23 protein-coding genes, 1 tRNA gene and 1 pseudogene are annotated in these 26,374 nt (G+C 59.1%); 15 read left to right on the top strand and 10 right to left on the bottom strand.

What is annotated here, in order from left to right:
- The first annotated feature begins 66 nt into the window (after positions 1–66).
- Complete coding sequence (locus tag ATU_RS18110; RefSeq protein WP_010973404.1) at positions 67–1,086, top strand: bile acid:sodium symporter family protein; 1,020 nt, start codon at positions 67–69, stop codon at positions 1,084–1,086.
- Between the two features lie 62 nt (positions 1,087–1,148).
- On the opposite strand, the gene hspL is transcribed toward ATU_RS18110, so the two are convergent.
- Positions 1,149–1,631: a heat shock protein HspL gene (hspL, locus tag ATU_RS18105; protein WP_010973403.1), complete on the bottom strand. Its 483-nt coding sequence runs from the start codon at positions 1,629–1,631 to the stop codon at positions 1,149–1,151.
- Positions 1,632–1,793: 162 nt separating this feature from the next.
- Here hspL and ATU_RS18100 point away from each other — a divergent pair, with 162 nt between their 5' ends.
- Positions 1,794–2,039: a hypothetical protein gene (locus ATU_RS18100; RefSeq protein ID WP_035256902.1), complete on the top strand. Its 246-nt coding sequence runs from the start codon at positions 1,794–1,796 to the stop codon at positions 2,037–2,039.
- Positions 2,011–2,952, top strand: coding sequence for an alpha/beta fold hydrolase (locus ATU_RS18095; protein WP_010973402.1), 942 nt, complete (start codon positions 2,011–2,013; stop codon positions 2,950–2,952). Before ATU_RS18100 ends, ATU_RS18095 begins: the two co-directional genes overlap by 29 nt.
- A 21-nt stretch (positions 2,953–2,973) precedes the next feature.
- Here the strand turns inward: ATU_RS18095 and hisN are convergent, their stop codons facing one another.
- Positions 2,974–3,750, bottom strand: coding sequence for a histidinol-phosphatase (gene hisN / locus ATU_RS18090; protein WP_010973401.1), 777 nt, complete (start codon positions 3,748–3,750; stop codon positions 2,974–2,976).
- 317 nt (positions 3,751–4,067) lie between these two features.
- Positions 4,068–4,952 carry an N-formylglutamate amidohydrolase gene (locus tag ATU_RS18085; RefSeq protein WP_006312898.1) on the bottom strand — a complete coding sequence of 295 codons (885 nt, stop codon included), beginning with the start codon at positions 4,950–4,952 and terminating at the stop codon, positions 4,068–4,070.
- A 181-nt stretch (positions 4,953–5,133) separates the two neighbouring features.
- Between ATU_RS18085 and cpdR the strand changes: the two genes are divergently transcribed.
- From cpdR to ATU_RS26685, 11 genes and pseudogenes are all read left to right on the top strand, one after another.
- Complete coding sequence (cpdR, locus tag ATU_RS18080; protein ID WP_003497910.1) at positions 5,134–5,496, top strand: cell cycle two-component system response regulator CpdR; 363 nt, start codon at positions 5,134–5,136, stop codon at positions 5,494–5,496.
- 81 nt (positions 5,497–5,577) lie between these two features.
- A tRNA-Val gene (locus tag ATU_RS18075) sits at positions 5,578–5,652 on the top strand.
- Between the two features lie 307 nt (positions 5,653–5,959).
- On the top strand, positions 5,960–6,973 hold the full coding sequence (locus ATU_RS18070; protein ID WP_006312895.1) for a substrate-binding domain-containing protein: 1,014 nt from the start codon (positions 5,960–5,962) through the stop codon (positions 6,971–6,973).
- Between the two features lie 72 nt (positions 6,974–7,045).
- A complete protein-coding gene (locus tag ATU_RS18065) occupies positions 7,046–8,566 on the top strand; it encodes a sugar ABC transporter ATP-binding protein (protein WP_010973400.1) in 1,521 nt (506 codons plus the stop codon).
- Positions 8,567–8,578: 12 nt separating this feature from the next.
- Positions 8,579–9,580, top strand: coding sequence for an ABC transporter permease (locus ATU_RS18060; protein ID WP_010973399.1), 1,002 nt, complete (start codon positions 8,579–8,581; stop codon positions 9,578–9,580).
- A gap of 41 nt (positions 9,581–9,621) precedes the next feature.
- Positions 9,622–10,596: a sugar-binding transcriptional regulator gene (locus tag ATU_RS18055; protein WP_006312892.1), complete on the top strand. Its 975-nt coding sequence runs from the start codon at positions 9,622–9,624 to the stop codon at positions 10,594–10,596.
- On the top strand, positions 10,593–11,591 hold the full coding sequence (locus ATU_RS18050) for an aldo/keto reductase (RefSeq protein ID WP_010973397.1): 999 nt from the start codon (positions 10,593–10,595) through the stop codon (positions 11,589–11,591). The genes ATU_RS18055 and ATU_RS18050 overlap by 4 nt, the downstream gene beginning before the upstream one ends.
- 122 nt (positions 11,592–11,713) lie before the next feature.
- Positions 11,714–13,438, top strand: coding sequence for a glycerol-3-phosphate dehydrogenase/oxidase (locus tag ATU_RS18045; RefSeq protein WP_010973396.1), 1,725 nt, complete (start codon positions 11,714–11,716; stop codon positions 13,436–13,438).
- Between the two features lie 2 nt (positions 13,439–13,440).
- Complete coding sequence (locus ATU_RS18040) at positions 13,441–14,283, top strand: class I fructose-bisphosphate aldolase (RefSeq protein ID WP_010973395.1); 843 nt, start codon at positions 13,441–13,443, stop codon at positions 14,281–14,283.
- Entirely contained in the window at positions 14,276–15,775 is a 1,500-nt protein-coding gene (locus ATU_RS26690) for an FGGY-family carbohydrate kinase (RefSeq protein WP_035256905.1), read from the top strand. The genes ATU_RS18040 and ATU_RS26690 overlap by 8 nt, the downstream gene beginning before the upstream one ends.
- Positions 15,776–15,783: 8 nt before the next feature.
- Positions 15,784–15,900, top strand: a pseudogene (locus ATU_RS26685) (methyl-accepting chemotaxis protein); the annotation flags it as partial.
- A 130-nt stretch (positions 15,901–16,030) separates the two neighbouring features.
- Here ATU_RS26685 and ATU_RS18025 read toward each other — a convergent pair.
- Positions 16,031–17,011: a bifunctional helix-turn-helix transcriptional regulator/GNAT family N-acetyltransferase gene (locus ATU_RS18025; RefSeq protein WP_010973393.1), complete on the bottom strand. Its 981-nt coding sequence runs from the start codon at positions 17,009–17,011 to the stop codon at positions 16,031–16,033.
- A gap of 141 nt (positions 17,012–17,152) precedes the next feature.
- Between ATU_RS18025 and ATU_RS18020 the strand changes: the two genes are divergently transcribed.
- Positions 17,153–17,551 carry a hypothetical protein gene (locus ATU_RS18020; RefSeq protein WP_236762307.1) on the top strand — a complete coding sequence of 133 codons (399 nt, stop codon included), beginning with the start codon at positions 17,153–17,155 and terminating at the stop codon, positions 17,549–17,551.
- A gap of 29 nt (positions 17,552–17,580) precedes the next feature.
- Here ATU_RS18020 and ATU_RS18015 read toward each other — a convergent pair whose 3' ends face one another.
- The 6 genes from ATU_RS18015 to ATU_RS17990 all read right to left on the bottom strand — a co-directional run bounded on the left by ATU_RS18015 (position 17,581) and on the right by ATU_RS17990 (position 26,373).
- Positions 17,581–18,726: an alpha-hydroxy acid oxidase gene (locus ATU_RS18015; RefSeq protein ID WP_010973391.1), complete on the bottom strand. Its 1,146-nt coding sequence runs from the start codon at positions 18,724–18,726 to the stop codon at positions 17,581–17,583.
- A gap of 107 nt (positions 18,727–18,833) precedes the next feature.
- Positions 18,834–19,847: a 2-hydroxyacid dehydrogenase gene (locus tag ATU_RS18010; RefSeq protein ID WP_010973390.1), complete on the bottom strand. Its 1,014-nt coding sequence runs from the start codon at positions 19,845–19,847 to the stop codon at positions 18,834–18,836.
- A gap of 60 nt (positions 19,848–19,907) precedes the next feature.
- On the bottom strand, positions 19,908–21,530 hold the full coding sequence (locus ATU_RS18005; RefSeq protein WP_010973389.1) for an ABC-F family ATP-binding cassette domain-containing protein: 1,623 nt from the start codon (positions 21,528–21,530) through the stop codon (positions 19,908–19,910).
- Between the two features lie 147 nt (positions 21,531–21,677).
- Entirely contained in the window at positions 21,678–22,916 is a 1,239-nt protein-coding gene (locus ATU_RS18000; protein WP_010973388.1) for a vWA domain-containing protein, read from the bottom strand.
- A gap of 168 nt (positions 22,917–23,084) precedes the next feature.
- The gene (locus tag ATU_RS17995) at positions 23,085–23,963 is read right to left on the bottom strand and encodes a transglutaminase family protein (protein WP_010973387.1); all 879 of its coding nucleotides are present in this window, start codon (positions 23,961–23,963) and stop codon (positions 23,085–23,087) included.
- A gap of 4 nt (positions 23,964–23,967) precedes the next feature.
- Complete coding sequence (locus ATU_RS17990; protein ID WP_006313465.1) at positions 23,968–26,373, bottom strand: circularly permuted type 2 ATP-grasp protein; 2,406 nt, start codon at positions 26,371–26,373, stop codon at positions 23,968–23,970.
- Between the last annotated feature and the right edge of the window lies 1 nt (position 26,374).

The following is a 26,374-nucleotide window of genomic DNA, read 5'->3' as shown; positions in this document are numbered from 1 at the left end:
ATCGGAAATCATGATGAGCGATAGTAACGCGCGTTTCAAGCAAAACCGATGCCGGAAAGACCTCTTATGACCCGCTTTTTGCCCGACCGTTTTACCATGATGCTGGTGGCCACCGTGATTTTGGCTTCCATCCTGCCGATCAGTGGTGAGCCGGCGGTGTATTTCGGACTTGCGACAAAACTCGCGATCGCTTTGCTGTTTTTCCTGCACGGCGCGCGGCTTTCGCGGGATGTGGTGATTGCGGGCATCCTGCACTGGCGGCTGCATCTGGTGATCCTTCTCGTCACCTTTGGCCTTTTCCCGCTTCTCGGCGTGGCGATCGGCTTTATTCCCGAAAGCATCCTGCCGGCCCCGCTTTATATGGGTGTGCTGTTTCTCTGTGTGCTGCCGTCAACAGTGCAGTCCTCCATCGCCTTCACCTCCATGGCGGGTGGGAATGTTCCGGCGGCGATCTGTTCGGCCTCGGCTTCGAATATTTTCGGCATGTTCCTGACACCATTGCTGGTCGGCCTGCTGTTTACGGTCGGCGGCCATGGCGGCGGATTTTCGCTGGATGCATTCCTGCAAATCTTCCTGCAGCTGCTTTTGCCCTTCATTATTGGCCAGGCGCTGCAGCCGTGGATCGGCGAGTGGATCCGGGCGCGCAAGAAGCTTTTGTCGCCCGTCGATCGCGGTTCGATCCTGATGGTTGTCTACCTGGCGTTTTCCGATGCCGTCATCGAGGGTATCTGGCACACGTTTTCTCTCCGGGATATCGGCGTGGTCATCCTCATCAACATCGTGCTGCTGGCGATTGTTCTCTGCGTGACGATGTTCGGCAGCCGTATACTCGGTTTCGACAAGGCGGATGAAATCACCATCACGTTCTGCGGCTCGAAGAAGAGCCTTGCCAGCGGTGTGCCCATGGCGGGTGCCATTTTCGCCGGCCAGAGCATTGGCGCGATCGTGCTACCGATCATGCTCTTCCACCAGATCCAGCTGATGGTCTGCGCGGTGCTGGCCCAGCGTTATGCCCGCAAGGCGCATGAAAAGGCGGCGATCGCGGAAACGGCGGCTGCGGAAGGTGCGGCGGCATCTGCTCGCTGATATGATCTCCGCAAACAAAAACGGCCCCGTAAAGGGGCCGTTCGTTTTACATGTCAGAAAGCTTAGTTGACCTGAGCCGGGGTAATCTGGGCTTCGATCGTCTTCGGCGCCTCGGCGCTGTCGGACGAGATCGCGATGCGGCGCGGTTTCATGGCTTCCGGAATATTGCGGACGAGGTCGATGTGAAGCAGGCCGTTCTTCAAGGAAGCGGTCTGGACTTCGACGTGATCGGCAAGCTGGAAGCGGCGCTCGAAAGCGCGCGTCGCGATGCCGCGATACAGGAATTCGCCTTCGGTCGTTTTTTCGTCCGTGGCCTTCTCGGCCTTCACCGTCAGTGCGTTGGCGCGGGATTCGATGCTGAGTTCGGTTTCATCGAAACCGGCAACCGCCATGGTGATCCGATAGGCGTTTTCACCTGTTCGTTCGATATTATAGGGCGGATAGGACTGGGCCTGTTCAGGCTGGCCGAGGCCGTCGAGCATCGAGAAAAGACGGTCGAAGCCGACGGTGGAACGATAGAGGGGGGAAAAATCAACGTGACGCATGGTGTCCTCCTTGAGAAGCGACTGTTTGCGGTTAAGTCCGGCATCCCATTCTGGCGATGGCAGGACATATGGCGCGGTCCCGCTCTGGCGACCGCATGAAGAAAATGGGAATGGTCATGCGCGGCGTCAAGGGGGCACGAAAAGACGAGGGCAACATGAACCATGGCTGAACATCCGGTTCCGGCATCGTTCAGTTTGAGAGCCATAAAACTGCGGTCATCGGAGGCATTCTCCGTCGGCAGAAGCAATAACGTCCCTTCTTCTTCTGTCTTATTCGCCGGAACCGCGACTGCTTTAACCGACGGTTCCGGCAATTTTTTCTTTGACCTTCCCGCGCCGCCGACCTATCCCGAAAGGGCAGAAAAGCCGGAAAAGACCGATGATCGAAGCCACATTGCGCGCCAGTGAAGACAACCCGGTTCCCGGCAACCAGACCGTCGGATATTTTACCGGCCACGGCGGCAAACAGCTTCGTTATGCGATCTTTCGCGCCACCCGCTCCATTGCCCGCGGAACAGTGGTTCTGCTGCACGGCAGGAACGAATGTATCGAGAAATATTTCGAAACGGTCGCCGATCTGACGGCCATGGGCTTCTGGGTCGCGACATTCGACACGCGCGGGCAGGGCGGTTCCGAAAGGCTCCTGAAAAAGCCCGGCGTCGGGCATGTGCGGCGCTTTTCCGATTATCAGCGCGATATCAGCCTGTTTCTCGAGCAGGTTGTCCTGCCGGATACGCGGCTGCCCTTCTTCATGATCGCCCATTCCACCGGCGCGCTTGCGGCCCTCGCGGCCGCGCCCGGCCTGTCGAACCGGATCGACCGTCTGGCGCTGTGTTCGCCTTTCATCGAGCTGGATAGTCAGCAATCGGTTCCACGGTCCGTCATCCGGCTGGTTGCGACGGCCTTGAGCCTTGTCGGCCTGGGCAGGGTTCAGCTCGGCAGGGACCAGCGCGAGCGGGATTTCGACGGCAATCCATTGACCTCGGACGCCAGACGTTTTGCAAGGAATCTGACCCTGCACCGACAGTTTCCGGAACTGTTCATCGGCGCGCCGACGGCGCGCTGGGTCTATGAAGCGCTGAAGACCATGGGGCGAGTGACCCGCCAGGATCACCTGACGAACATCACCGTTCCGACCCTCATTCTGGCGCCGATGCTGGATACGATTACGCCCTATAAGGCGCAGGAAGAGCTTTCGCGCAATTTCCGGGCAGCACAGCTTCTTCCGATAACCGGCGCGCGCCACGAATTGCTGCATGAGCGCGACGTTTTCCGCAAACAGGCGCTGGCGGCCATCGACGCGTTTTTCGCGCCGGAGTGATGGCCGCTTGAGCCAACCGGCCTAGAGTTTCGAGAGAATGGCAAGCGCTTCTTCGTGCACAGCCTTGGAACCGGCGGCCAGAATGCGCCCGCCATTTTCCGGGCGCCCGCCATCCCAGGTGGTCATGGTGCCGCCGGCCTGTTCGATCACCGGGATCAACGCACCGACATCATAGGGCTTCAGTCCGGATTCGATCACCAGATCGACATGGCCAGCCGCGAGCAGGCAATAGGCGTAACAATCCACGCCGTAACGGAAAAGGCGGACCTGATCCTGCACCTTTTCATAAAGGGGCTTTTCTTCCGCGGTGAAGATATGCGGGGTGGTGGTGAACAGCACCGCATCCGACAGAGATGCGCAATCGCGCGTGCGGATTTTCTTTTCACCGTCGGGTCCGAAATACCAGGCGGCTTTGCCATCGGCGAAATAACGCTCTTTCGTAAAGGGCTGGTCCATGATGCCCATCGTGGCGCGGCCGGACGACTGGAAGCCGATCAGCGTGCCCCAGACCGGTACGCCGGAAATAAAGGCGCGGGTGCCGTCGATCGGGTCGATGACCCAGATATGGTCGCGGTCGAGGCCGACATTGCCGTGTTCTTCACCAAGAATGCCGTGCTGTGGAAACCGTTCTTCGATGAGCGCGCGAATGGCGGTTTCCGCTGCCTGATCGCCTTCCGTCACCGGATCATAACCACCATCCTGCTTGTTGATGACGGCAATGCCCGTGCGGAAGCGGGGAAGCGTCTCGGCGCTGGCGGCATCGGCAAGTTTGAAGAAGAAATCCCGGTCGGGCAGCATGCGAAACCTCATCGCGTGGAATGGTGGCCTGAATTCTGTGGGCAATGCATAGACTGGAATCACATCCGCCGTCCACTCATACGGATACCGGAGCCCGCGTTTCCATATTTTCGGCATAAGCCTAAAAAATATGCAAAAAATAAAATGATTGACAATTGTGCAGTTACTGCGTAGCGTGACCCTGCAGTCTTTGACTGTAAATACCCTCCTTGGGTGTTTCCTCCCTAGACTTGACCGCGCTCAGGCGCGGTTTTTTTTGCCCGGCGCGCGGCCAGACAATCCAGGGAAGGTATTGAAATAGCGGATAATTCGGGGTGCTATTCGGCGGCGAGTGAGGTTTCGATCGCGTATTCTGAAACGAAGGCGCCGAGCTGGCGCATGAAGATTTCAAGCGATGCCTGAATGGCGGGGAAATCGGCTTTTTTCAAAAGCGTCTTTTCATCCACGTAAAGCGCCCGGTTGACCTCGATCTGCAACGCATGCAGCGAACGGATCGGCCGGCCATAATGCTCGGTGATGAAGCCGCCGGCATAGGGCTTGTTGCAGACCGCGACGAAACCCAGTTCCTCCAGAAAATGCAGGGCGGCGCGGGATACTTCCTGGGAAGCGCTGGTGCCGTAGCGATCGCCGATAATCACATCGGGCTTCAGGTTCGATCCGGCGACGCGGATATTGCCGGGCATGGAATGACAATCGATCAACACCGCCATGCCGAAATGGGCATGGGTGCGAGAAAGCAGCCGGCGCAGGCAGGCGTGATAGGGCTTGTAGATCGTCTCGATCCGCGCCAACGCTTCGTCCACCGGCAGGCGGTGGGCATAGATATCCATATTCTCCGCAACGATCCGCGGCACGGTTCCGAGACCGCCTGCGACCCGCATGGAGCCGATATTGGCATAAGGCGGCAACGTGCCCTCGAACATGCGGGGATCGAGCTCATAAGGCTCGCGATTGACGTCAAGATAGGCCCGCGGAAAATTGGCCTTCAGAAGCGGCGCGCCGATCTCGGGCGCTGCGGCGAACAGCTCATCGACGAAATGATCCTCGGAGCGGCGGATCTCATGCGAATCGAGCCGTGCCGATTCCAGGAAGGAGATGGGATAACAGCGGCCGCTATGTGGGGAATTATAGACAAATGGCAGGGTTTGAACGGCAGGTTCCGTTACTTCGAACAGCTCATATTCACCCGTCACCCAGTCCATTCAGTGCTATTTACCATGTCGCAAACTATCAGGATGTTCATGTTGCCAGTTACGGTGCGTCAAGTCCATACTATCGCCCAAACAGCGCTATACCGATTCACGCGTTCACAGGATATTTACCGTGAAAATCCTATAATCGGGCTAGGATATTCCAAACATTGAGCAGTTACGGTCACTTATGATGAATCAGAAAATTCTTCTCGCTGAAGACGACAACGATATGCGCCGCTTTCTCGTGAAAGCGCTGGAAAAAGCCGGTTACAAGGTTTCTTCCTTCGACAATGGCGCCAGCGCCTATGACCGGCTTCGCGAAGAGCCTTTTTCGCTGCTGCTGACCGATATCGTCATGCCTGAAATGGACGGCATCGAGCTTGCGCGGCGCGCCACCGAACTCGACCCGGACCTGAAGGTGATGTTCATCACCGGCTTCGCAGCCGTTGCGCTCAACGCCGATTCGAAGGCTCCAAAGGATGCCAAGGTGCTTTCCAAGCCGTTCCATCTGCGCGATCTCGTGGATGAAGTGAACAAACTCCTTGTGGCATAAGGCCTCTCAAAAAACCTTCACAAAACCGAAAAAAAGCAGTTGACGCATGAACCGGTTTTGTGGTCTATCCGCCGCCACGGAGGGCGTGTAGCTCAGCGGGAGAGCACTACGTTGACATCGTAGGGGTCACAGGTTCAATCCCTGTCACGCCCACCATCCGAATTCAAGAAAAGGGTTTCTGAGCAATCGGAAACCCTTTCTTCGTTTCTGGTTCAGCCATAACCCAGACTTCATATCCCCTGAGCTATTCAGTCACCGATTGCGCATATCGTCATTTCCGTCGGCCAGTGTCTGTGGCGGGTAGCTGGTTGCGTTCCGTATCGTTCTGCAATAAATTTCATAAATCAAAATAAAATTCAAAGCTGTTGACGCGGTCGGTTTTTCAGGCTACCTCAAGCGACATGCAATAAATTGCAAACGTCAAAATTTATTGCGATTAAGTCTTTATCCTTGGGAGGGGATTATGTTGGCTTTTCTGAAATCGACTGCTGCTGCGGGAGTTCTGGCCGTGGCGATGAGCGCTGCTGCAACAGCGCCGGCCACCGCTGCAGGTAAATTCGCCTGCGAGCCGGGTGAAACCTATGTGATGAATGTCATGGTTTCCAGCCACCCCTATTGGGTGCCGGTCTTCGAGGGGTTCAAGCAGGCCGCCAAGGCGCTGGGCTGCGAGGCCGTCTTCACCGGTACGCCGGAATATGACATCACCAAGCAGATCGCGTCCTTCGAGCAGGAACTGGTGAAGAAACCGAAAGGCATTCTGCTGCACCCGATGCAGGCCGATCCCTTCATCGAGCCCATCAACAAGGCCATTGCATCAGGTGTTTCCGTGACGACTTTCGCGGCGGATTCTCCAAAGTCGAAGCGCACCGCCTATATCACTTCTGATAATGTTGCCGAGGCGAAATTTGCGGCCGATGAAATCGTCAAAAAGCTCGGCGAAAAGGGTGAATATGCCGTTCTGGAAAATCCGGGCCAGAGCAATCACGATCTGCGCGTCACCGCCCTCGTCGATTATATGGGGCGCACCTATCCTCAAATGAAGCTGGTCGGCCGGCAGGCGACGAACCAGGACGCCAATGTCGCCTATCAGGCGGTCGGCGCTCTCCTGCAGGCAAACCCTAATCTGGGCGCGCTCTGGATTCCCGAGGCCGGCTCCGCCGAAGGTGCGACGACTGCGGTTCTGGAAGCGAAAAAGAAGGTCCTGATCCTGCACGCGGATATTACGCCGGCAACGCTGGAACATATCAAGCAGGGCAATATCTATATGTCCATCAATCCCAATCAGGGGGTTCAGGGCTTCATGGGTTTCATGAACACGTTTCTGGGCGCCCATTCGGACCTGATCGATCCGTTCAACGACTATAAGGTCTCCGGCTTCAACCCGATGCAGGTACCGTCGATGGATAATGGTTTCGCCGTCATCACCAAGGCCAACGCCGCTTCCTTCGATCTCAATGAGTATATGAAAGGACGCTGAGGCGTCGCTCTTAAAAAACCGGCGAGGTTTTGGCCTCGCCGGTCACGAGGGAAGCAGGTTCGGGAGGGCGTTATGGGTGAGGTCATTCTCAGCATGACGAATATTCACAAGGCGTTCGGGCCTGTGCGGGCATTGCGGAGTGCCGCACTTGAACTGCAGCGCGGCGAAATCCACGCGCTCGCCGGTGAAAACGGTGCGGGCAAGTCGACGCTGATGCACATTATCGACGGCATTCTGCAGCCGGATGGCGGTGAAATCCTGCTGGATGGCAAACCGGTTCGCATATCTTCGCCGAATGCGGCGAACAGGCTGGGCATCGGTTTCGTGCATCAGGAGATCGCGCTCTGCCCGGAGATTTCGGTCGCTGAAAACATGTACATGTCGGAGACCGGCCAGAGCCGCTCCTGGTTCATGAATTATCGCGATCTGGAAAAACGGGCGGCAACGGTGCTGCGGGAGATCGGCGATATCGATCCCACCCACCGCGCCGGCGACCTGTCGATTTCGCAGCAGCAGATCGTCGAGATCGCCAAGGCGCTGACGCTCGATTGCCGTATCCTGATCCTCGATGAGCCGACGGCGGCGCTGACCGAGACCGAGGCCCAGACACTTTTCAAGATCATGCGTCGGCTGGCGGCGCGCGGCATCGCCATCATCTATATCTCCCACCGTATGGCGGAGATTTTCGAACATTGCGACCGCATCACAGTCATGCGCGACGGTTGCCATATCAGGACGGAAAATATTGCCGACATTTCCCCGGAAGAGGTCGTCAACAGCATGGTGGGCCGGGTGCTCGACAAGCTCTATCCACCGAAACTGGCGGATGACGAAAAATCCAATGAGGTCATTCTTTCGGTTCGGGGACTGAACGAAGGAAAGCGTGTTTTCGACGTGGATTTCGATCTGCGTCGCGGCGAAATCCTAGGGTTTGCCGGGCTGATCGGCGCGGGCCGCAGCGAGATTGCGCGGGCCGTCTGCCGGCTGGAAGGAAAACCGAAAGGCGAGGTTGTGCTGCGCGGCCGGTCGCTGAAGCTCAGGGATTATCGCGACAGCATCCGCGAGGGGATCGTTTATCTCTCCGAGGACCGCAAGGGCGACGGATTGTTCCTCAACATGTCCATCGCCACCAATGTCTCGGCGCTCGATATTGGCAGGATATCGAACGGCATGGGTTTCATCCAGCGGCGCAAGGAAATGAAGCGTGCCGATGAGTTGGGACGCCGGCTGAAACTGCGGGCGAACAGCGTCGGTGACGCGGTATCGACCTTGAGCGGCGGCAACCAGCAGAAGGTGGCGCTGGCCAAGATGCTGTCGGTGGAACCCGAGGTCATCTTTCTGGATGAGCCAACCCGCGGGGTGGATGTGGGCGCCAAGGCGGAAATCCACCGTCAGATCCGGGAGCTGGCGCGTCAAGGGGTTGGCGTGGTTGTCATCTCCTCGGAGCTGCCGGAACTCATCGGTGTCAGCGATCGTGTGCTTGTCGTGCGCGAGGGGCGCATCACCGGCGAGGTCGAGGGGGACGACATGACGGAGGAAAAGATCATGCAGCTCGCATCGATCACTATCATGCAGAATGCGGCGGAAGCCTGAGGGAGCGGGAAAATGGCAACATCGGAAACACCTTCAAGCCTTGCCGAGACGGCAGTTCGCCGCACGGCCTGGTGGGAGCCGGCGATCAAGGCGCGCGAAACCGGGCTGATCGTCATCATTCTCGCCCTTTTTACAGTGATGTCTTTCATATCGCCCTACTTCCTAACGGTGGACAATCTGCGGGCCATGGCCATGGTCTTCGCCATCGAAAGTATCGTCGTGGTGGGCATGACGATCCTGTTGATCTCGGGTGGTATCGATCTTTCCGTGGGGTCCGTTACAGCACTTGCGATGGTGGCGGCCGGCTGGCTGTTCCTCAACGGTGTCGATCCCTGGGTCGCGGCAGGTCTTGCAATCTGCCTCACGACATTGGTCGGCATGGCAATGGGATTTTTGACCACCGTCGTCGGCCTGCATCATTTCATCGTTTCACTTGGCGTCATGGTGATTGCGCGCGGTGTTTGCCTTCTGGCAACCGGCGGGCGGCCGCTGGGGCTCTATTCCCTGCCACCGGAATTCAAGTTCATCGGCCAGGGTGCGTTGGGCGGCATTCCGCTGGTGCTCATCATCTTCTTGGTTGTGGTCGTTGTCTTCGACCTGCTGCTGCGGCGCACGACCGCCTTCCGCAAGGTGTTCTATACCGGCAGCAATCCCAAGGCAGCGGCCTATTCCGGCATTCGCGTTGGCCGGGTGGTGTTTGCCACGACCACGCTTTGCTCGATGTTGTGCGGCGTTGCCGGCGTCATCTACATGGCCCGCTTCGGGTCCGCCCAGCCAAGCTTCGGCGTCGGTATGGAGCTGAATGTCATTGCAGCGGCGGTCATCGGCGGCGCGAGCCTTTCCGGCGGCTCGGGCACCATTCTGGGTGCCATCCTCGGCGCGATCCTTTTGTCCGTCGTTTCCAGCTCGCTTGCCTTGCTCAACGTGTCTGTCTACTGGCAGGACATCATCAGGGGAAGCATATTGCTGGCTGCGGTTCTGTTCGACCACTATCTGGTCAGGCGCCGCCGTTGAGCGCCCTTCGTGCACCCGAGGGTAACTGGAGAAAGACGATCATGCTGGATATCAAGGACGATTTCGACCAACAGCGGCAGATGTATTCCGTCCTGGTGCTGCATTTCATCGAGGGGGTGAAGCAGTCGGAGATCGCCGAGCGGATGAATCTTTCCCATACCAAGGTGAACCGCATGATCGCGGCGGGCCGCAAGGCGGGCATGGTGAAGATCACCATCGCCAGTCCCTATCAGCGGCTGGTGGACCTCGAAAACGAGATCAGCCGCCGTTTTGGCCTCACGCAGTCGGTGGTGACGCCAACGGTGTCCGACAATCCGGAAACCGTCTTGCAGATGGTTGGCCGGGTGGCGGCGAACCATTTACTGGAGACAATCCGGGATGGCGATGTGATCGCGATTACCGGCGGCAAGGCGGTCAGCGCTGTCGTTGATAATCTGGAGGCGGAGCGGCGCTTCGACGTGCGGGTGGTGCCGCTGACCGGCGGCGTGCAGGGCAAGCATTATACCGATGTCAATCATCTCGCCACGCAGCTTGCGGAAAAGCTCGGCGGCAGTGCCTCGCTCCTGCATGCGCCGCTCTTTGCAGAGGATGAGGAACAGCGCGATCTGCTGATGAATGTCGCGTCGATCCGCGAAGTGTTCGACTTAGCGCGGCAGGCGCAGGTGGCGCTGGTCGGCATTGGCTCGGTGGAGGCGCCGGGCTCCGGTTATTACGATCTTCTGCCGGATGCGGCCCGTGGCGGGCAGGCGCTGATGGATGTGGGCATTGCCGGTGAATTCCTCGCCCATCTCACCATGGCGGACGGGCAACTGGCGCGGATCGATCTCAACTCACGCGTGGTCGCGCTGGACCCCCGGCAGCTTGCCCGGTGCCCGAACATTATCGGCGTGGCGGCTGGCGCCATCAAGGCCGGACCGGTGGCGGCCACGCTGGCCGGCCGTTATCTGACCTCGCTCGTCGTGGATGAGGCGATTGCCAGTTATTTATTGAATCAAGGGGAAGGGGAAACGTCGTGACGGAGAACGCAATATTGACCCGGACGATCGGCGGCAGCGGCATCAGCGCATCCGCCGTGGGGTTGGGCACCTGGGCCATTGGCGGCTGGATGTGGGGCGGCACCGATGAGCGGCAATCCATCGCCGCCATCCAGGCCTCCATTGATGCCGGCATTTCCCTGATCGATACCGCCCCGGCCTATGGCATGGGGCTTGCGGAAACCATCGTCGGCAAGGCGATTGCCGGCCGGCGCGACAAGGTGGTGCTGGTCACTAAATGTGGTCTCGTCTGGCATGTGAACGAGGGCGCCTATTTCTTCCATCAGGATGGCAAGCCCGTTTACCGTTATCTCGGCGCTGCGTCGATCCGTTACGAGGTCGAAGAAAGCCTGAAGCGGCTCGGCACCGACTATATCGACCACTACGTCACCCATTGGCAGGACGCCACGACGCCCGTTGCCGAGACGGTCGAGGCTTTGGCGCGGCTGAAGGAAGAGGGGAAAATCCGCTCCGTCGGCGCAAGCAATGTCTCGCCTGATGATCTGGAGGCCTATATTGCCACCGGCGCGCTGGATGCCATTCAGGAAGAATATTCTATGGTGAAGCGCGATATCGGGAAGACGCTTCTCCCGCTTTGCCAGAAGAATTCTGTCTCCGTTCTTAGCTATTCGTCGCTGGCGCTCGGCCTCCTGTCGGGCAAGGTCGGGCCGGAACGGGTGTTTGCAGAGGATGATCAGCGCCATGGCAATCCCCGTTTCAGCCAGGTGAACCGTCAGAAGATCGCGCGGTTGATGGCGGTGCTGGAACCGCTGGCGGCGGCGCATGGAGCGTCGGTCGCGCAGGTGGTGATTGCCTGGACAATTGCCCAGCCGGGCATAACATTTTCGCTGTGCGGCGCGCGCGATCCGGCGCAGGCGGTGGAAAACGCCGCCGCCGCCCGCCTGCGGCTTACGGAAAGTGAACTGGCCCTCATCAGTGCTGGCGTCGCCGAGCATCTTGTCGGGCTCGATAGCTGAAACATCCCGGTAAGGCGGGGCTCCTGGCGAACATCACATAATTTTCGCCTCCCGTCTTTCCCGTCGCATTAAACGATCAACACCATTGGGACGCTGGTCATTAGCCGGCGAACGGTATTCCTATGCCCAGTTTTCGCGAGGACGCTCTTAGCCGTATTCGGCACGACGGTGATTTCGACGCCGTCGTCATCGGTGGCGGTATCAACGGCATCGCCGCCTATCGCGATCTCGCCCTGCAGGGGTTGCGGGTGCTGCTGGTCGAGCGCAATGATTTTTCCTCCGGCTGTAGCGCAGCGCCCTCGCGCATGATCCATGGAGGCCTGCGTTATCTCGAAAATGGTGAATTCGGCCTCGTGGCGGAATCCCTGCGCGAGCGCGATGCGCTTTTGACGCTTGCGCCGCATATGGTGCAGCCGCTGCCGACGACGATCCCGATTTTTTCGATGTTCAGCGGCCTGTTCAACGCGGCGGCGACGTTTTTCGGCTCCGGCGGCAAACCCGCTAGCCGGGGAGCGCTCGCCATCAAGGCGGGCCTTACCCTCTATGACTTCGTTACCCGGAAGAACCGCCTCCTGCCCCGCCACGAGTTTCGCGGCGCCGGCAAGACATTGAAGCGCTGGCCGGGCCTGACGCCTGACATCAGATATTCGGCCACCTATTACGATGCGTGGATAAGCCAGCCGGAGCGGCTTGCACTGGAATTGCTGATCGATACCTCGGCCGACGCGCCGCAAAGCATCGCGCTCAACTATGCGGAGCTTGTCCGCAACGGCGACGAATATCATATCCGGGCAGAGGAAACGGACGAAACACTGCCCATCCGGCCGCGCATCATCGTGAATGCCACGGGCGCATGGATCGACGAAACGATCGGCACGCTTTCCGCCGGCCCGGCCGCGGAAAAGCAGAAACCAACGGTCTCCGGCACCAAGGGGTCACATCTCATCATTGCCAATGATGGGCTCCTCAAAGCGCTGAACGGTCACATGATTTTCTTTGAGAACGCGGATAACCGCGTTTGTATTCTCTTTCCTTATCTCGGCCGTGTGCTCGCGGGGTCGACCGACATCAAGGTGGATCGCCCCGAGCGGGTGCGATGCGAGCCCGATGAGCGGGATTACATTCTGGACGCGATCAGACAGGTCTTTCCGGACATCACCGTCGATCATTCAGACATTGTCTTTAGTTTCAGCGGCATACGCCCGCTGCCGCGCAGTGATGCCGCTTTTACCGGGAGAATTTCCCGCAGCCATTTTATCCACCGTGTCGCCGGCGATCCGCCGCAGCTTTGCATGATCGGCGGCAAGTGGACGACCTTCAGGGCCTTCGGCGAACAGGTGAGCGATGAGGTTCTGGCCTTTCTTGGGCGCAAGCGATTGACCGGCACGATGAACCGTCCGATCGGCGGCGGCAGGAATTTTCCCACTGGTGCAGGACGCCTGCCCGCTTTGCTGTCGGAACAGTTTTCAATCGACCGGCGCCGGGCGCAGCATCTGGCCCTGGCTTATGGCTCCCGTGCCTTCGAATTGATGGGCTTTTGCCGGGGACGACCGGATGACGCGCCGCTTTCGCAAAAGTCGCCGATAACGGCCGCTGAAATCCTTTGGCTGATCCGCTGCGAACATGTGCGGCACCTGACGGACCTCATTCTGCGGCGCACGACACTCGCCATCGCCGGTCTCATCGATGCCGATCTTATAGACGCCATCCTCGGCGTCGCCGCGCGCGAATTGGGCTGGACACCCACCCGGGCCGCCGTGGAACGGCAGCAGCTCACCCAGGAGCTGGAAACTTTTTACGGGGTCACCCCGGCAATGCTTCAAAACAGATGCAAGGAGAATGCATGATGATGCGGATTTCGAAAAAGGCACGCATGAACCGGCTATTCCGCAATGGCGGCTGCCTTGATGTGGCGATCGATCACGGAGTTTGCAACGAGCCGAGCTTCCTTGTCGGGCTGGAGGATATGGCGCAGACGGTCGAGAAGCTGGTGAAGGCTGGTCCCGATGCGATCCAGATGACCTACGGGCAGGCAGATCTGCTGCAGCAGAAATCGGAGCGCGACAAGCCGGCTCTCGTCATGCGCATTGACATGGGAAATCCCTATAATTCCACCCGTCACAGAACCATGTGGTCGCAGCTCCAGAATTATCATGATCCGATCATCGGCGCGCTGGAAATGGATGCGGCCTGCGTCGTCGTTAATCTGTTCATGCTGCCCGACGAGCCGGAACTGTTTCGCCAATGCGTCGAAAATATCAGCCGGGTGCGGGCCGACTGCCATCGTTTCGGCATGCCGCTGATGATCGAACCGCTGGTGATGCTGCCCAACGATGTGCGCGGTGGTTACCAGGTGGATGGCGACGCAGAGAAGATCGTCACGCTGGTACGCCTTGCCTCGGAAATGGGAGCCGATATCATCAAGGCGGACCCGACCAGCAACCCGCAGGATTTCCACAGGGTGATCGAGGCGGCGCGCTGCCCGGTGCTGGTGCGGGGCGGGGGACGTGAGGACTTGCGCAATGTGCTGGCAAAATCGGCGGCCTTGATGGCGGAGGGCGCGAACGGGATGGTCTATGGCCGCAACATCTACCAGCATGACAATCCCAAGGCCGTGGTGGCGGCCTTGATGGCCATCATCCATCAGGGTGCGAGCGGCGAAGAGGCATGGGATATCTATAATCGTGGCTGAGAAAAATCTTATATTGGGTCTCGATGTCGGCAACACGGTCATCAAGGCCGTGTTGTTCGACACGGCGGGACGGCAGATCGCCCAGCACGCCATAGACGGGCATTCGACATACCCACAGCCCGGCTATGTGGAGCGCGATCTCGAGGAATTGTGGCGCAACGGCTGTGAGGCGATCCGCCAGCTTCTGGTCAAATCGGCGGTCGATCCTAACAGCATTGCGGGTGTGGGCTGTGCCGGCCATGGCAATGGTCTCTATCTTCTGGATAAAGAACAGCAGCCGCTGCTCGGCATCCAGTCGCTCGATAGCCGCGCCGCCGATATGGCGGCCGAGCTTGACCGGAAAAGCGGAGACCTGCTGCAGGCGCGTTGCCTGCAGCGCCCTTGGCCCGCGCAGACGCCCACGCTTCTCGCCTGGGTGAAACGGCACGCGCTCGATCTCTATGCGCAGACCAGCACCGTGCTGTTCTGCAAGGACTTCATCAATTTCCGCCTGACGGGCTGCCTTGCCAACGATATTTCCGACCTCAGCGGCGCGGGGCTGCTTGCCCTGCCAGAAGTGCTGCTCGACCGCGAGCTTCTGTCACTCTATGGCCTTGAGGATGCCTTCGCGTTCTTCCCCCGTTGCGTGGAATCGGCTGACATTGTCGGCCAGGTGACGCGGGAGGCTGCCGGCCTGACCGGGCTTTCGGAAGGCACGCCGGTCATTGGCGGCTTCTTCGATGTCGTTTCGAGTGCCATGGGTTCGGGAGTCATCAATCCGGGTGAAGCCTCCGTCATTGCCGGTACCTGGAGCATCAATCAGGTGTTTGCGGACAAACCGGTCGTCAGCCCCGATGTCTTCATGGTCACGACCTTCGGCCGCGACCGCTATGTCAATATCGAGTCCAGCGCCACCTCCGCCGCCAATCTGGAATGGTACGTGCATCGTGTCCGCGCCGACCATGGCGACCATGCCTTTGAGCGCTGCAACGAACTGGTCGGTTCCGTGACGCCGCGCGCAGACGATCCATTTTTTCACCCGTTCATCTTTGGCTCACGGCTCGGAGCGGAGTTTCGTGGCGGGTTTTATGGTCTCGCCGGCTGGCATGGTGAAGGCCACATGGTGCGCGCCCTGTTCGAGGGCGTGTGTTTCGAGCACCGCCGCCACATCGGCGTCCTGAGAGAGGCGGGGCTGCCGGTCGAAAGCGCGGTCATGTCCGGCGGCGGTTCCCGCAGTCAGCACTGGCCGCAGATCATGGCGGATGTTCTGGAGATTCCCCTTCGCGTCGCCGAGGCCCGAGAAACGGGCGCGCTCGGTGCGGCGCTCGGTGCAGCCGTGGCGACGGGGCTCTACCCGAACTACGAGGAGGCCGTTGCTGCGATGACGCGGGTTCAGAATTCCTATCAGCCGGATACGGCGCGGGTCTCGCACTACAGGCGGCGTTACGGACTCTATCAGGAATTGACCGGACAGTTGCGGAGCTTCTGGAGCGCGTTGCGGTTACCGCAATAACGAGATTCGGCATCATCGGGATGATCGGCGTGATAGCCTTCCAGAGGAATTTGCTGGCGCTCAATGCTAGGGTAGAAACGGCGCGGGCCGGCGAGGCGGGCAGCGGTTTTGCCGCCGTGGCGCAGGGGGCGTGATTGCGGATACATATCACCGCTTAAGGGAGAAATATCGCAAGAGTGCCTGATATGCTGTATGCCGCCCGGCCGCCTCCGAGCCAATGACTGGTCCATTCGGGCGGCTATCACCTCTGGAGGGTCATTCGGGGCGTGGCCGGATAAAGCGCTGTTCCAGAACCTCGCTTCCCCATTGGCTGCCCGGATATTCCTCGGTGCATGTGAAACCATGGGTTTCGTAAAGATGCCGTGCGGCCAAAAGGCCGTTGAATGTCCAGAGATGGGTTTCGGCAAAGCCCGCCTGGTCGGCGAAGGCGAGGGCGGTTGCGAGTAGCCTGCGTCCGACACCGCCGCCACGGATGCCGTCATCGACGATGAACCAGCGCAGATGGGCAATATCCGCTCCAAGATCTTCACCGTCGATGGCGACAGAACCGATGATTTCCTGTCCGCGCATGGCGACCCAGATCGCATTTCTCGGGTTTTCAAGCCGGTTGCAGAAAGCTGCGAGGCCTTCGGCCACGACGGATTCAAAACGCTGGCCGAAGCCGGATGTTCGCGCATAATAAAGCGCGTGCATCTGCGTGATACGGGCAATAATGCCAGGCCTGTATCCCTGTTTGATGTCGACGGTGGAAGCAGGCGTGCCGGTCCTCGCTCCCAGCGCACCGGCATAAAGGCGAAGCCCTTCGAGAATGGTGTGAGCATCCGTCGCCGTCAGTTGCGCCAGAGCGCCCGATACTTGACGGTTCGCAAAGCCATTGATGCCACTGACCTTCTCCCGGCCCTGTCCCGTGAGACGCAGCCGCTTGATGCGGCTATCCACATCGTCCGTTTGTTCGACAATATCGCCGGACAGGATGAGCTTGCGCAACATGCGGCTGACGCTCGATTTCTCAAGCCGCAACAGCTTTCCAAGATCCTTTGCCGTGATGCCGGGGCATGCCTCGATCTCGATCAGCGCATGCACCGACGAGGGCGGCAAATCGGTGCCGGCAAAATCACCCCCCATGAAACCAAGCTCGCGGACAAGCTGGCGTGAGTTGGAGCGAATGTCGTTTATGGGGGGAAATTGTTCGGTCAAGTTCGATCCATTGTGGTTGCATCTTGCAACTATAACCATATTGCATCTGGCTTGCCAAGATTGCGTCCGGCGTAAAAAGCTGGCCTTCTGCGCAAAAGCGGGCAATCTGCTGGCCGGGACACTGACAATGGCGGTGAAACCGCTCTTTTCAGTAAGGTGGATATTCTCCAAGGTCGCACCGTGGAGCTCTCCCGCGGTATTCGCGAGCGTTTATTATCCGGCTATGGAGAAGACATGCCCGATACGCCTCGATTTTTCCGCTACGCGGTTTTGGCCGCCATGTTTCCCATCGCGGTTCTGGGCTTGGTGGGAACACCGAATGAATATCGGGCGATGGGTATCGATGCCGTCGATTGCGACGGGCCGATATCCGTCCTGATTGCCGCCGCGCCGGCATTTGTCGCCTATGCGATCATCGGCTGGATGTTCATTTCCGGGGCCAAGCATCACCGCTCACGTGTCGCAGCCGTTTTCTGCGGACTTGTCTGCCTGGCACTCGCCTGGAATATCGGCATGGCGCTTCGGGAGAATCAAAGGAACGCGGCGGAGACGGTGTGCGGTTCCAGCAGTCGATTATGACCGAACGCCGCCCTTGCCGTTCGGTGTACTTAGTGGAAGCGCAGATTTCGCCGCGTGAGCTGATCGACTGTGGTGCAGCCCATGAGTTTCATCCCGCGCTCGATTTCGATCCGCATTGTTTCCAGCGCACGTTCCACACCCGGCTGCCCGGCGGCTGCAAGCGGAAAAAGGTAATAACGGCCAAGGCCCACGGCTTTTGCGCCGAGGGATAGCGCCTTCAGAACGTGGGTGCCACGCTGCACGCCGCCGTCCATCATCACGTCGATGCGGTCGCCGACCGCATCGACAATTTCGGCCAACTGGTCGAAGGCGCTGCGGGAGCCATCGAGCTGACGGCCACCGTGATTGGAAAGCACGATACCGCTGCAGCCAATCTCGACCGCGCGGCGGGCGTCGTCCACGGACATGATCCCCTTCAGGCAGAAAGGCCCACCCCATTCGCGCACCATCAGCGCCACATCGTCCCAATTCATCGAAGGGTCGAGCATCTCGGTGAAATAACGGCTGATGGAAAGGGCGCCGCCGTCCATTTTAATATGGTCGTCGAGTTGCGGCAGGCTGAAGCGCTCATGCGTGAGGTAATTGATACCCCAGGCGGGCTTCATGGCAAATTGCGCGATACCGGAAAGATTGAGCTTGAAGGGAATGGCAAAGCCGGTGCGCTTGTCACGTTCACGGTTCCCGCCGGTGATGCTATCCACCGTCAGCATCATGGTCTCGACGCCGGCGCTTTTCGCCCGGGCCATCATATCGCGGTTGAGGCCGCGATCTTTGTGGAAATAGAATTGGTAGACCTGTGGGCCACCGCTGATCCGGCGTGCTTCCTCGAGGCTGGTGGTGCCGAGTGAGGAGACGCCGAACATGGTGCCGAATTTCCCCGCGGCGGCCGCGACCGCCTTCTCACCCTGATGGTGAAAGAGGCGTTGTAGCGCTGTTGGGGAACAATAGACCGGCATCGCGAGCTTTTGCCCCATAACCGTGACCGACATATCCACATCGGCCACACCCTGCAGCACGTCGGGAACGAGATCGCAGTTTTCGAAGGCGGCCGTGTTTCGACGATAGGTCACCTCGTCATCGGCCGCCCCGTCTATGTAATTGAAGATCGGTCCGGGAAGGCGCTGTTTGGCCATGCGGCGGAAATCGTGGAAATTATAGCAGTCTTTGAGTTGCATCTGTCGCTCGGCCGGTCCGCTTTGAAAGCTCGAAAAAGATGGATTGAAACCTATACCGGGGATTGCGGCCGGGCAATTCTATCACCGGCGATTTTCTCCGTTCTCAGCTACGAAACTGCACCGGCAAGCTGCTCCGTGGAGACGGCGTGCAGGGCTTTGCCGGTATCGACAAAACTCTCGATATTGCCGATCGTCGTGTCCGCAATGTTCTTCAGCGCTTCCTGCGTGAAGAAACCCTGATGGCCGGTGACAAGAACATTGGGGAAAGTCAGCAGTCGCGCGAAGACATCGTCGCGCAGCACGTCATTGGAAAGATCTTCAAAAAAGAGATCGGCTTCCTCTTCATAGACATCGATGCCGAGAGAGCCGATCGTGCCGTCCTTCAGACCCGTGATCGCGGCCGGAGTGTCGATGATGGCGCCGCGGCTGGTATTGATGAGCATCACGCCCTTTTTCAAAAGCGGCAACGTCTCCCTGCGAATGAGGTGCCGGGTCTCGCGCGTGAGCGGACACATCAGTGCGACAATATCCGATGTACGGAACAGCTCTTCCCGCGTCCCATAGGTCATGCCCAGCGCCTCGCAATCGGGATTGGGATGAAGATCGTGACCGATGAGACGGCAGCCGAAGCCGGCCGCAATGCGTGCGAAAATCGCGCCGATCTTGCCCGTACCGACGATGCCCATCGTCTTGCCATGCAGATCGAAGCCGAGCAGGCCATCAAGGGCGAAGTTTCCTTCGCGGACGCGGTTATAGGCCCGGTGAATCTTGCGGTTGAGCGACAGGATGAGCGCCATTGTGTGTTCGGCGACCGCATAGGGTGAATAGGCCGGCACGCGGGCAATGGTGAGACCAAGCTTTTCGGCAGCAGCGAGATCGACCTGATTGAACCCGGCGCAGCGGAGAGCAACGAGCCGCACGCCCATCCCCGCCAGTTTCTCGAGTACCGGCCGCGACAGATCGTCATTAACGAAGGCGCAGATCGCCACCGCTCCATCCGCCAAAGCGACCGTTTCAGGTGACAGGCGGGCTTCGCAATATTGCAGGTCCGTGCCCGGCCTGGCGGCCTCGTCAAGAAACTGCCTGTCATAGGGTTTGGCGCTATAGACCACGATCCGCATCTGTCTCTCCAGTTTCGAAACGAAAGCTGCCGTTACAGGGCGATGTGTCCTGCATGCACCTTAGCTGCGAAGGCCCGGTGCTTCCTGTCCGGTGCTTTCGACATATTCGGTATATCCGCCACCAAACTGATGGATACCATCAGGCGTCAGTTCGAGCACTCGGTTCGAGAGCGCGGCCAGGAAATGGCGATCGTGCGAAACGAACAGCATCGTGCCTTCATAATCGGACAGGGCCTTGATCAGCATTTCCTTGGTGTCGAGATCAAGATGGTTCGTCGGTTCGTCCAGCACCAGGAAATTCGGCGGATCGAACAGCATGGCCGCCATGACGAGGCGGGCTTTTTCACCACCGGAAAGAACACGGCAGCGTTTTTCCACGTCATCGCCCGAGAAACCGAAACAGCCGGAAAGGGCGCGCAGCGGTGCCTGCCCCGCCTTCGGAAAACGCTCCTCCAGCCATTCCAGAATGGTGCTGTCACCGTCAAGAACATCCATGGCGTGCTGGGCGAAATAACCAAGCTTGACGCTGGCGCCGAGGGTGACATTTCCGGAATCCGGCGCGGTCGTGCCGGTCACCAGTTTCAGCAAGGTCGATTTTCCGGCGCCGTTGACGCCCATGATGCACCAGCGTTCCTTGCGGCGTACCATGAAGTCCAGTTCGCCATAAATCGTGCGGCTGCCATAGGCCTTGTTGACTTTCTTCAGCGCGACGACGTCTTCCCCCGATCGGGGTGCCGGGGCGAACTCGAAAGCCACCGTCTGGCGCCGTTTCGGCGGCTCGACACGGTCGATCTTTTCAAGTTTCTTGACGCGGCTCTGCACCTGCGAGGCATGCGAGGCGCGCGCCTTGAAACGTTCGATGAACTTGATTTCCTTGGCGAGCATGGCCTGCTGGCGCTCGAATTGCGCCTGCTGCTGCTTTTCGTTCTGTGCCCGCTGCTGTTCGTAAAAACCGTAGTCGCCGGAATAGGTGGTGAGGCTGCCGGCATCGATCTCGATGATCTTGGTAACGATGCGGTTCATGAATTCGCGGTCATGCGAGGTCATGAGCAATGCGCCGTCATAATTCTTCAGGAAGTCTTCGAGCCAGATCAGGCTTTCGAGATCGAGATGGTTCGACGGTTCGTCGAGCAGCATCACATCCGGGCGCATCAACAGGATGCGGGCGAGCGCCACGCGCATCTTCCAGCCGCCGGACAGTTTCGAAACATCGCCGTCCATCATTTCCTGGCTGAAGCTCAGCCCGTCCAGCACCTCACGGGCGCGGCCTTCCAGCGCGTAACCGTCCAGCTCTTCGTATCGCGCCTGCACTTCGCCGTAACGTTCGATGATGGCGTCCATCTCGTCCATCCGGTCGGGATCGGACATGGCGGCTTCCAACTCGCGAAGTTCCGCTGCCACTTCGCTGACCGGGCCTGCACCCTCCATGACTTCGGCCACGGCGGAGTGGCCGGACATTTCACCGACATCCTGATCGAAATAACCGACCGTCATGCCCTTTTCGACGACGACCTGTCCTTCATCGGGCTGGTCTTCCCCAGTTATCATCCGGAACAGCGTGGTCTTGCCGGCGCCGTTCGGGCCGACAAGGCCAATCTTTTCCCCACGATTGAGCGCGGCGGAGGCCTCGATATAGAGAATGCGGTGACTGTTCGACTTGCTGATATTTTCGATGCGGATCATGACAGGGCCTGTGAATGGAGCGGCCCTCCTATGCCACGGGCCGCTGCCGCTGTCACCTGCCGTGCTTGTCCTGCCAGCCATGCAGGGAGGACAAGCTTCGCTCCGAAGCCAGACAATCAGGGGAAAGGACGGTTCAGGCCTTTGCCGTCAGTTGGTGAGCGTGGCTATGCTGCCGGCGGCCTTGCGCGCGATTTCACCAAAGGCGGTGACGATCTGCTCCATATTCTCGGGCGCGTAATAATTATCGGCGCTGGAAGCGCAATATTGCAGCAGTGACTTGCCCTTGTCCGGGGCCATGAAGGCGACGCTGAAAATCTTGATGCCGTCTTTCTTGGCAGTCTCGCAGGTGGTGCGCACCGACTGGTCGATGCTGGAATTCCACGCGGCGCTATTTCCCGTCATTTCACCGTCGGTCATGAGGACGATATAGCGTTCGAAGGATTCACTCCCCTTCTCTTTGTGGTATCTCGCTTCGTCAGGATTGGCTTTTTTAAGGGCGTTGTAAGCGGCATTAAGGCTGCTGCGGGCATCGGTGCCACCGGAGGGAAATTCCGGGATCTGTTTGTCGACATAGCTGGTAACGCCGCTCGTACCCCAGCCGATTGACTGAGCCACATAGGTCTCGTGCGTATAGACCGAGGCGCCCGTGCGAACGAGTTCTGAACCGCCGTTTACGGTATAGGTCGGATCAGCCTTGTTCAACGTTGCGACGAGGAACCCGACGGCGGTCTTGAGCGATGCGGCCTTGTTGACATAGCAGGGCGATGTCTTGGCCAGGTTGGGATACTTGCTCCAATTATCCGACGTATAGTTCTGGCACGAGGTCTTGGTCGTATCGACCGTATCCGTCTTGAAGGACATCGAACCCGAGCGGTCGAGGGCGAGATACATGGAGATAGGTGCGCCCTTGTTGATGGTGCTTTTTGCGGTGCCGGTTACCGAAAGGTCGAGTGTTTTTGCCCCGATAAAACCGAGCATCGGATTCAGCTGTATCTGGTGTTTGATCGTGGTTTCAACGGCGTAGGTCTTGCCGCGTGCATTTTCCGTGGTCGTGACACGGGTTGGAGAATTCTTCTCCAGTTCGATTTTTTCTTCCGCGGTCAGATTCTTTTCCATCTGGGCCGCGATGAAGTTCTTGGCAATTTCCTTGATCTGTTCGTCGCTGAGCTTGCCCTCTCTCAGACGCGCTTCGGTGGCGGCCGCGAGTGCTGCAGAATCCGCAGTATTCTGCATATCCGCTTTTACCTGCATGACATTCGCAAGTTCCATGCCGGCACCGGCGACACCCAGCAACACCGGCAGCAATATGGCCGTCATCATGCCGAAATTACCGCTGGTATCGGCAAGGAAACGGCGCTTGGATTTGTGAGGTGCGGGCACGGTCATTGGAGGCTCACCGATTAGAATATTCTACTGAGCGCAGGAAACCCGCAAACGATGTAAAATCCGCTAACGCGATCGGTTCAATTTTACACAGCGTTCAAATTGACGCAGTTTTCGAAGTATTTTCAAGAATTGTTTGGCGCGGGGGTCGCAATAATACACATCGTGTCATTATTGGACGGGAATGACGTCGACGGCCTGTTTTATCTGCTGGTTGCCGTAACTCTTCAAGACGCCGATAACAGGCGCGACATCGGAATAGTCCCGCCCGTAACCAACGACGATGTGGTCGCTTCCGGCGACGATATCGTTTGTTGGGTCGAGTTCCAGATAACCGGTTGCCTCGCCGCACCAGATACGGACCCAGGCATGCATGGCATCGGCCCCTTCCAGCCGCTCCTTGCCTGGCGGGGGAATGGTGCGCAGGAAGCCGCTGACGTAACCGGCGGGAATGCCGAGGCTGCGCAGCGCCATGATCATGATATGTGAAAAATCCTGGCACACGCCGCTCTTCAGCTTGAAAGCTTCCGAGGGTGTCGTATCCACTGTCGTCGCCTCGCCATCATAGGTGAAATCCCCATGGATGCGTTTGCACGTCGCCAATGCGATTTCGCGAATGGTCATTCCCGGCTTCAGCAACTCCCGGGCATAGGCCGATATCGCCGCGTCCGAGCCTATTCTGGGACTGGTACCGACGAAATGGTGCGGCGACTGGAAATCGAGCGACCAGACCTCGGCAAGCTCGCGTGGCAGGCGGGAAAGCTCGGGCGAAAAATCGGCCGTCAGCGCCGGTGCCTCCACCATCACGCGTGCCTGCATGCGGATGTCGAGTTTCTCATGCGGCGCGCGCAGATGCACCGAGGTGGCCGACTGGTGAAAGAAATCCTCGAAACCGACCCGTTCTTCGGGCGTGGGTGAAACGTCGATGGAACCGGCAACAAGCCGCTGCCGGCCGGGAATGGAGAGCGGCAGAACGCGGATGATGTGGCGCGCGCCGTGGGCCGGCGTGTCGTAGGTGTAACCCATATGCAGGGAAAGATCGTAAAGCATAGGATTATCCAAGATAGGTGCGGGCCAGAACATCGGAAAGATGTTCCATGTCGGTTTCCAGCTGGCGATAGATTGCGCCGTTCATGTTTTCCGGCGTCATCACGGCGAGCCCGGAATGCAGACGCATCGCCTCGCGATAGAAGGGCGACATCTGGCCGTTGACGAAGGCATTCGGAAGCTGCTCCACTTCGGTGCGGATTTCGTTCAGCTGAAACAGGATCGAGCGGGGATTGAGCGGATCGAGTGCCAGGAGATCGGTTACGGTCAGACCCGCTGTATTGACGTTGTAGCGGCGGCGATGGGTCATGACGCTGTCGCCGATTTCAAGCAGCATGTCATAGGAACCATCGGGCGCATCCGGCCCGGTCATATGGCCGAGAAGCCGCGTCATATGCAGGCCGCGTTCGAGATAACGGCCGATCGACAGGAAACGCCAACCGGTGAAGCGATACATGTTTTCGTGCACAAGACCGGCAAAACCGGCAAGCTTGCGCAACAGGATCGTCATGGCATGGGTGGCGTCATCACCCGGCGCCACCTTGGCATGGAAACGGCGGGCGGTCTTGGCAAGATCGTTCAGCGCCAGCCATCCGTCCGGCGAAAAGCGGTCGCGAATGTTGCTGGCGGAATAGAGCGCGCTGTTGATGTTGTTGAGCAGGCTTTCCGGCACGGCATCGTTCATCTCCACATCGAGCGCTTCGAGATAACCCGTCACATGGGCGAGCAGCGGCTGGCGCGGATCGGCGGATTCCGCATAACGTCCGTGCCAGGCACGCAGGATGCGCAGCGCGCCTTCCGAACGTTCGATATAACGCCCGAGCCAGAAGAGATTGTCTGCAGCCCTGCTGGGCAGGCTGCCCGGCATGTTGCGGATAAAGCTTTCTTCCGCCGGCAGAAGCGTGGTGCGTTCCACGGGTTTGTCGCTGACGATCCAGACATCCGCCGCGCTGCCGCCAGATTGCATGGCGATGGCGGACACATCGTCACCGCTGCCGATGCGGGCAAAACCGCCCGGCATGATCTGCCAGCCATCCTGGGTACGGGCGGCAAATACACGAAGGCTCATCGGCCGTGGCACGAGCTTGTTGTCGATATAGGCCGGGGTGGTTGAAAGCTTCACCACTTCCTGGCCCACCAGCCTGTGGCCGTCGGAGGCAAGCCAGTCGCTGATCGATTCCTTTGCCGTTTCGCGCAACGAGGAGCCGAGCACGGATTGGCCGTTATCATCAAAGAAAGGCAGCCGCGAATAGGCCGGGCCGATGACCATGCCTTCAATATTGCCGGCAACGTGGCGGCGTTCGGATTCCTGTCCGCACCACCAGGTGGCGATGGAGGGCAGTTTCAGTTCCTCGCCCAAAATGTGGCGGCAGACGCGTGGCATGAAGGCGAGCAGCGCCCGCGTTTCGAGAATGCCGCTGCCAAGCGCGTTGACGACGGTGAGCGCCTCATTGCGCAGCGCCTGCACCATGCCGGGCGTGCCGATATGGGAGTGCTGGTTGAGTTCCAGCGGATCGGAATAGGAGGCGTCGAGACGTCGCCACAACACGCCGATCGGTTTCAGTCCGGCCACGGTTCTGACCATGACGCGACCGTTGACGACGGTCAGGTCCTCGCCTTCCAGCAACATGAAACCGAGATAACGGGCGATATAGGCGTGTTCGAAATAGGTCTCGTTGGCGGGTCCGGGCGTCAGAACGGCGATCCGTTCGTCGGGATGTTTCCTGTGCGCCTGCAGTGCATCGCGGAAAGCGCCGAAAAACGAGGCGAGACGATGGACATGGGTTTCCGCGTAGATATCGGACAGCGCACGGGTGGTGGCTACCCGGTTTTCAAGCGCAAAACCCGCGCCGGAAGGTGCCTGTGTGCGGTCGGCCAGCACCCACCAGTTGCCGTCGGGCCCGCGGCCGATTTCAAACGAACAGAAATGCAGATAATGCCCACTTGCCGGCTTCACGCCGACCATTGGTCGCAGATATTCCGGATTGGAGGCGATCAGCGCTGGCGGCACGTAACCTTCCTTCACCAGTCGGTTCTCGCCGTAAAAATCGGCAACCATGGCTTCGAGAAGATTGGCGCGCTGTTTCAGCCCTTCGGAAAGAACCGTCCATTCCCGGTCGTCGATCAGGACAGGAATATGTGAGATCGGCCAGTTTCTTTCGCTGCTGCCCTTGCCGTAGTCGCGGTAGAACACGCCGGCATCGCGCAGATAACGGTCGGTGCGGGCAAAACGCTCGTGCAGTTCCCGCTCCGACATGCGTGACAGGGCGGCTAGCAGGGTCTTCCAGACCGGCCTCACCTCACCGTTGGTATCGAGCATTTCGTCGGCAACGCCAGGCAAGGTAGAGTAATCCAGCCCGCGCGGTCGCGCGGTCGTTTCCGTCTTGCGTTCCGTTGCCGGGGCTTTGGACAAT

This window comes from Agrobacterium fabrum str. C58 (assembly GCF_000092025.1).
Taxonomy (GTDB): domain Bacteria; phylum Pseudomonadota; class Alphaproteobacteria; order Rhizobiales; family Rhizobiaceae; genus Agrobacterium; species Agrobacterium fabrum.
Note: the sequence above shows the minus strand (reverse complement) of the source record. Positions and strands in the feature narration are given on the sequence as shown.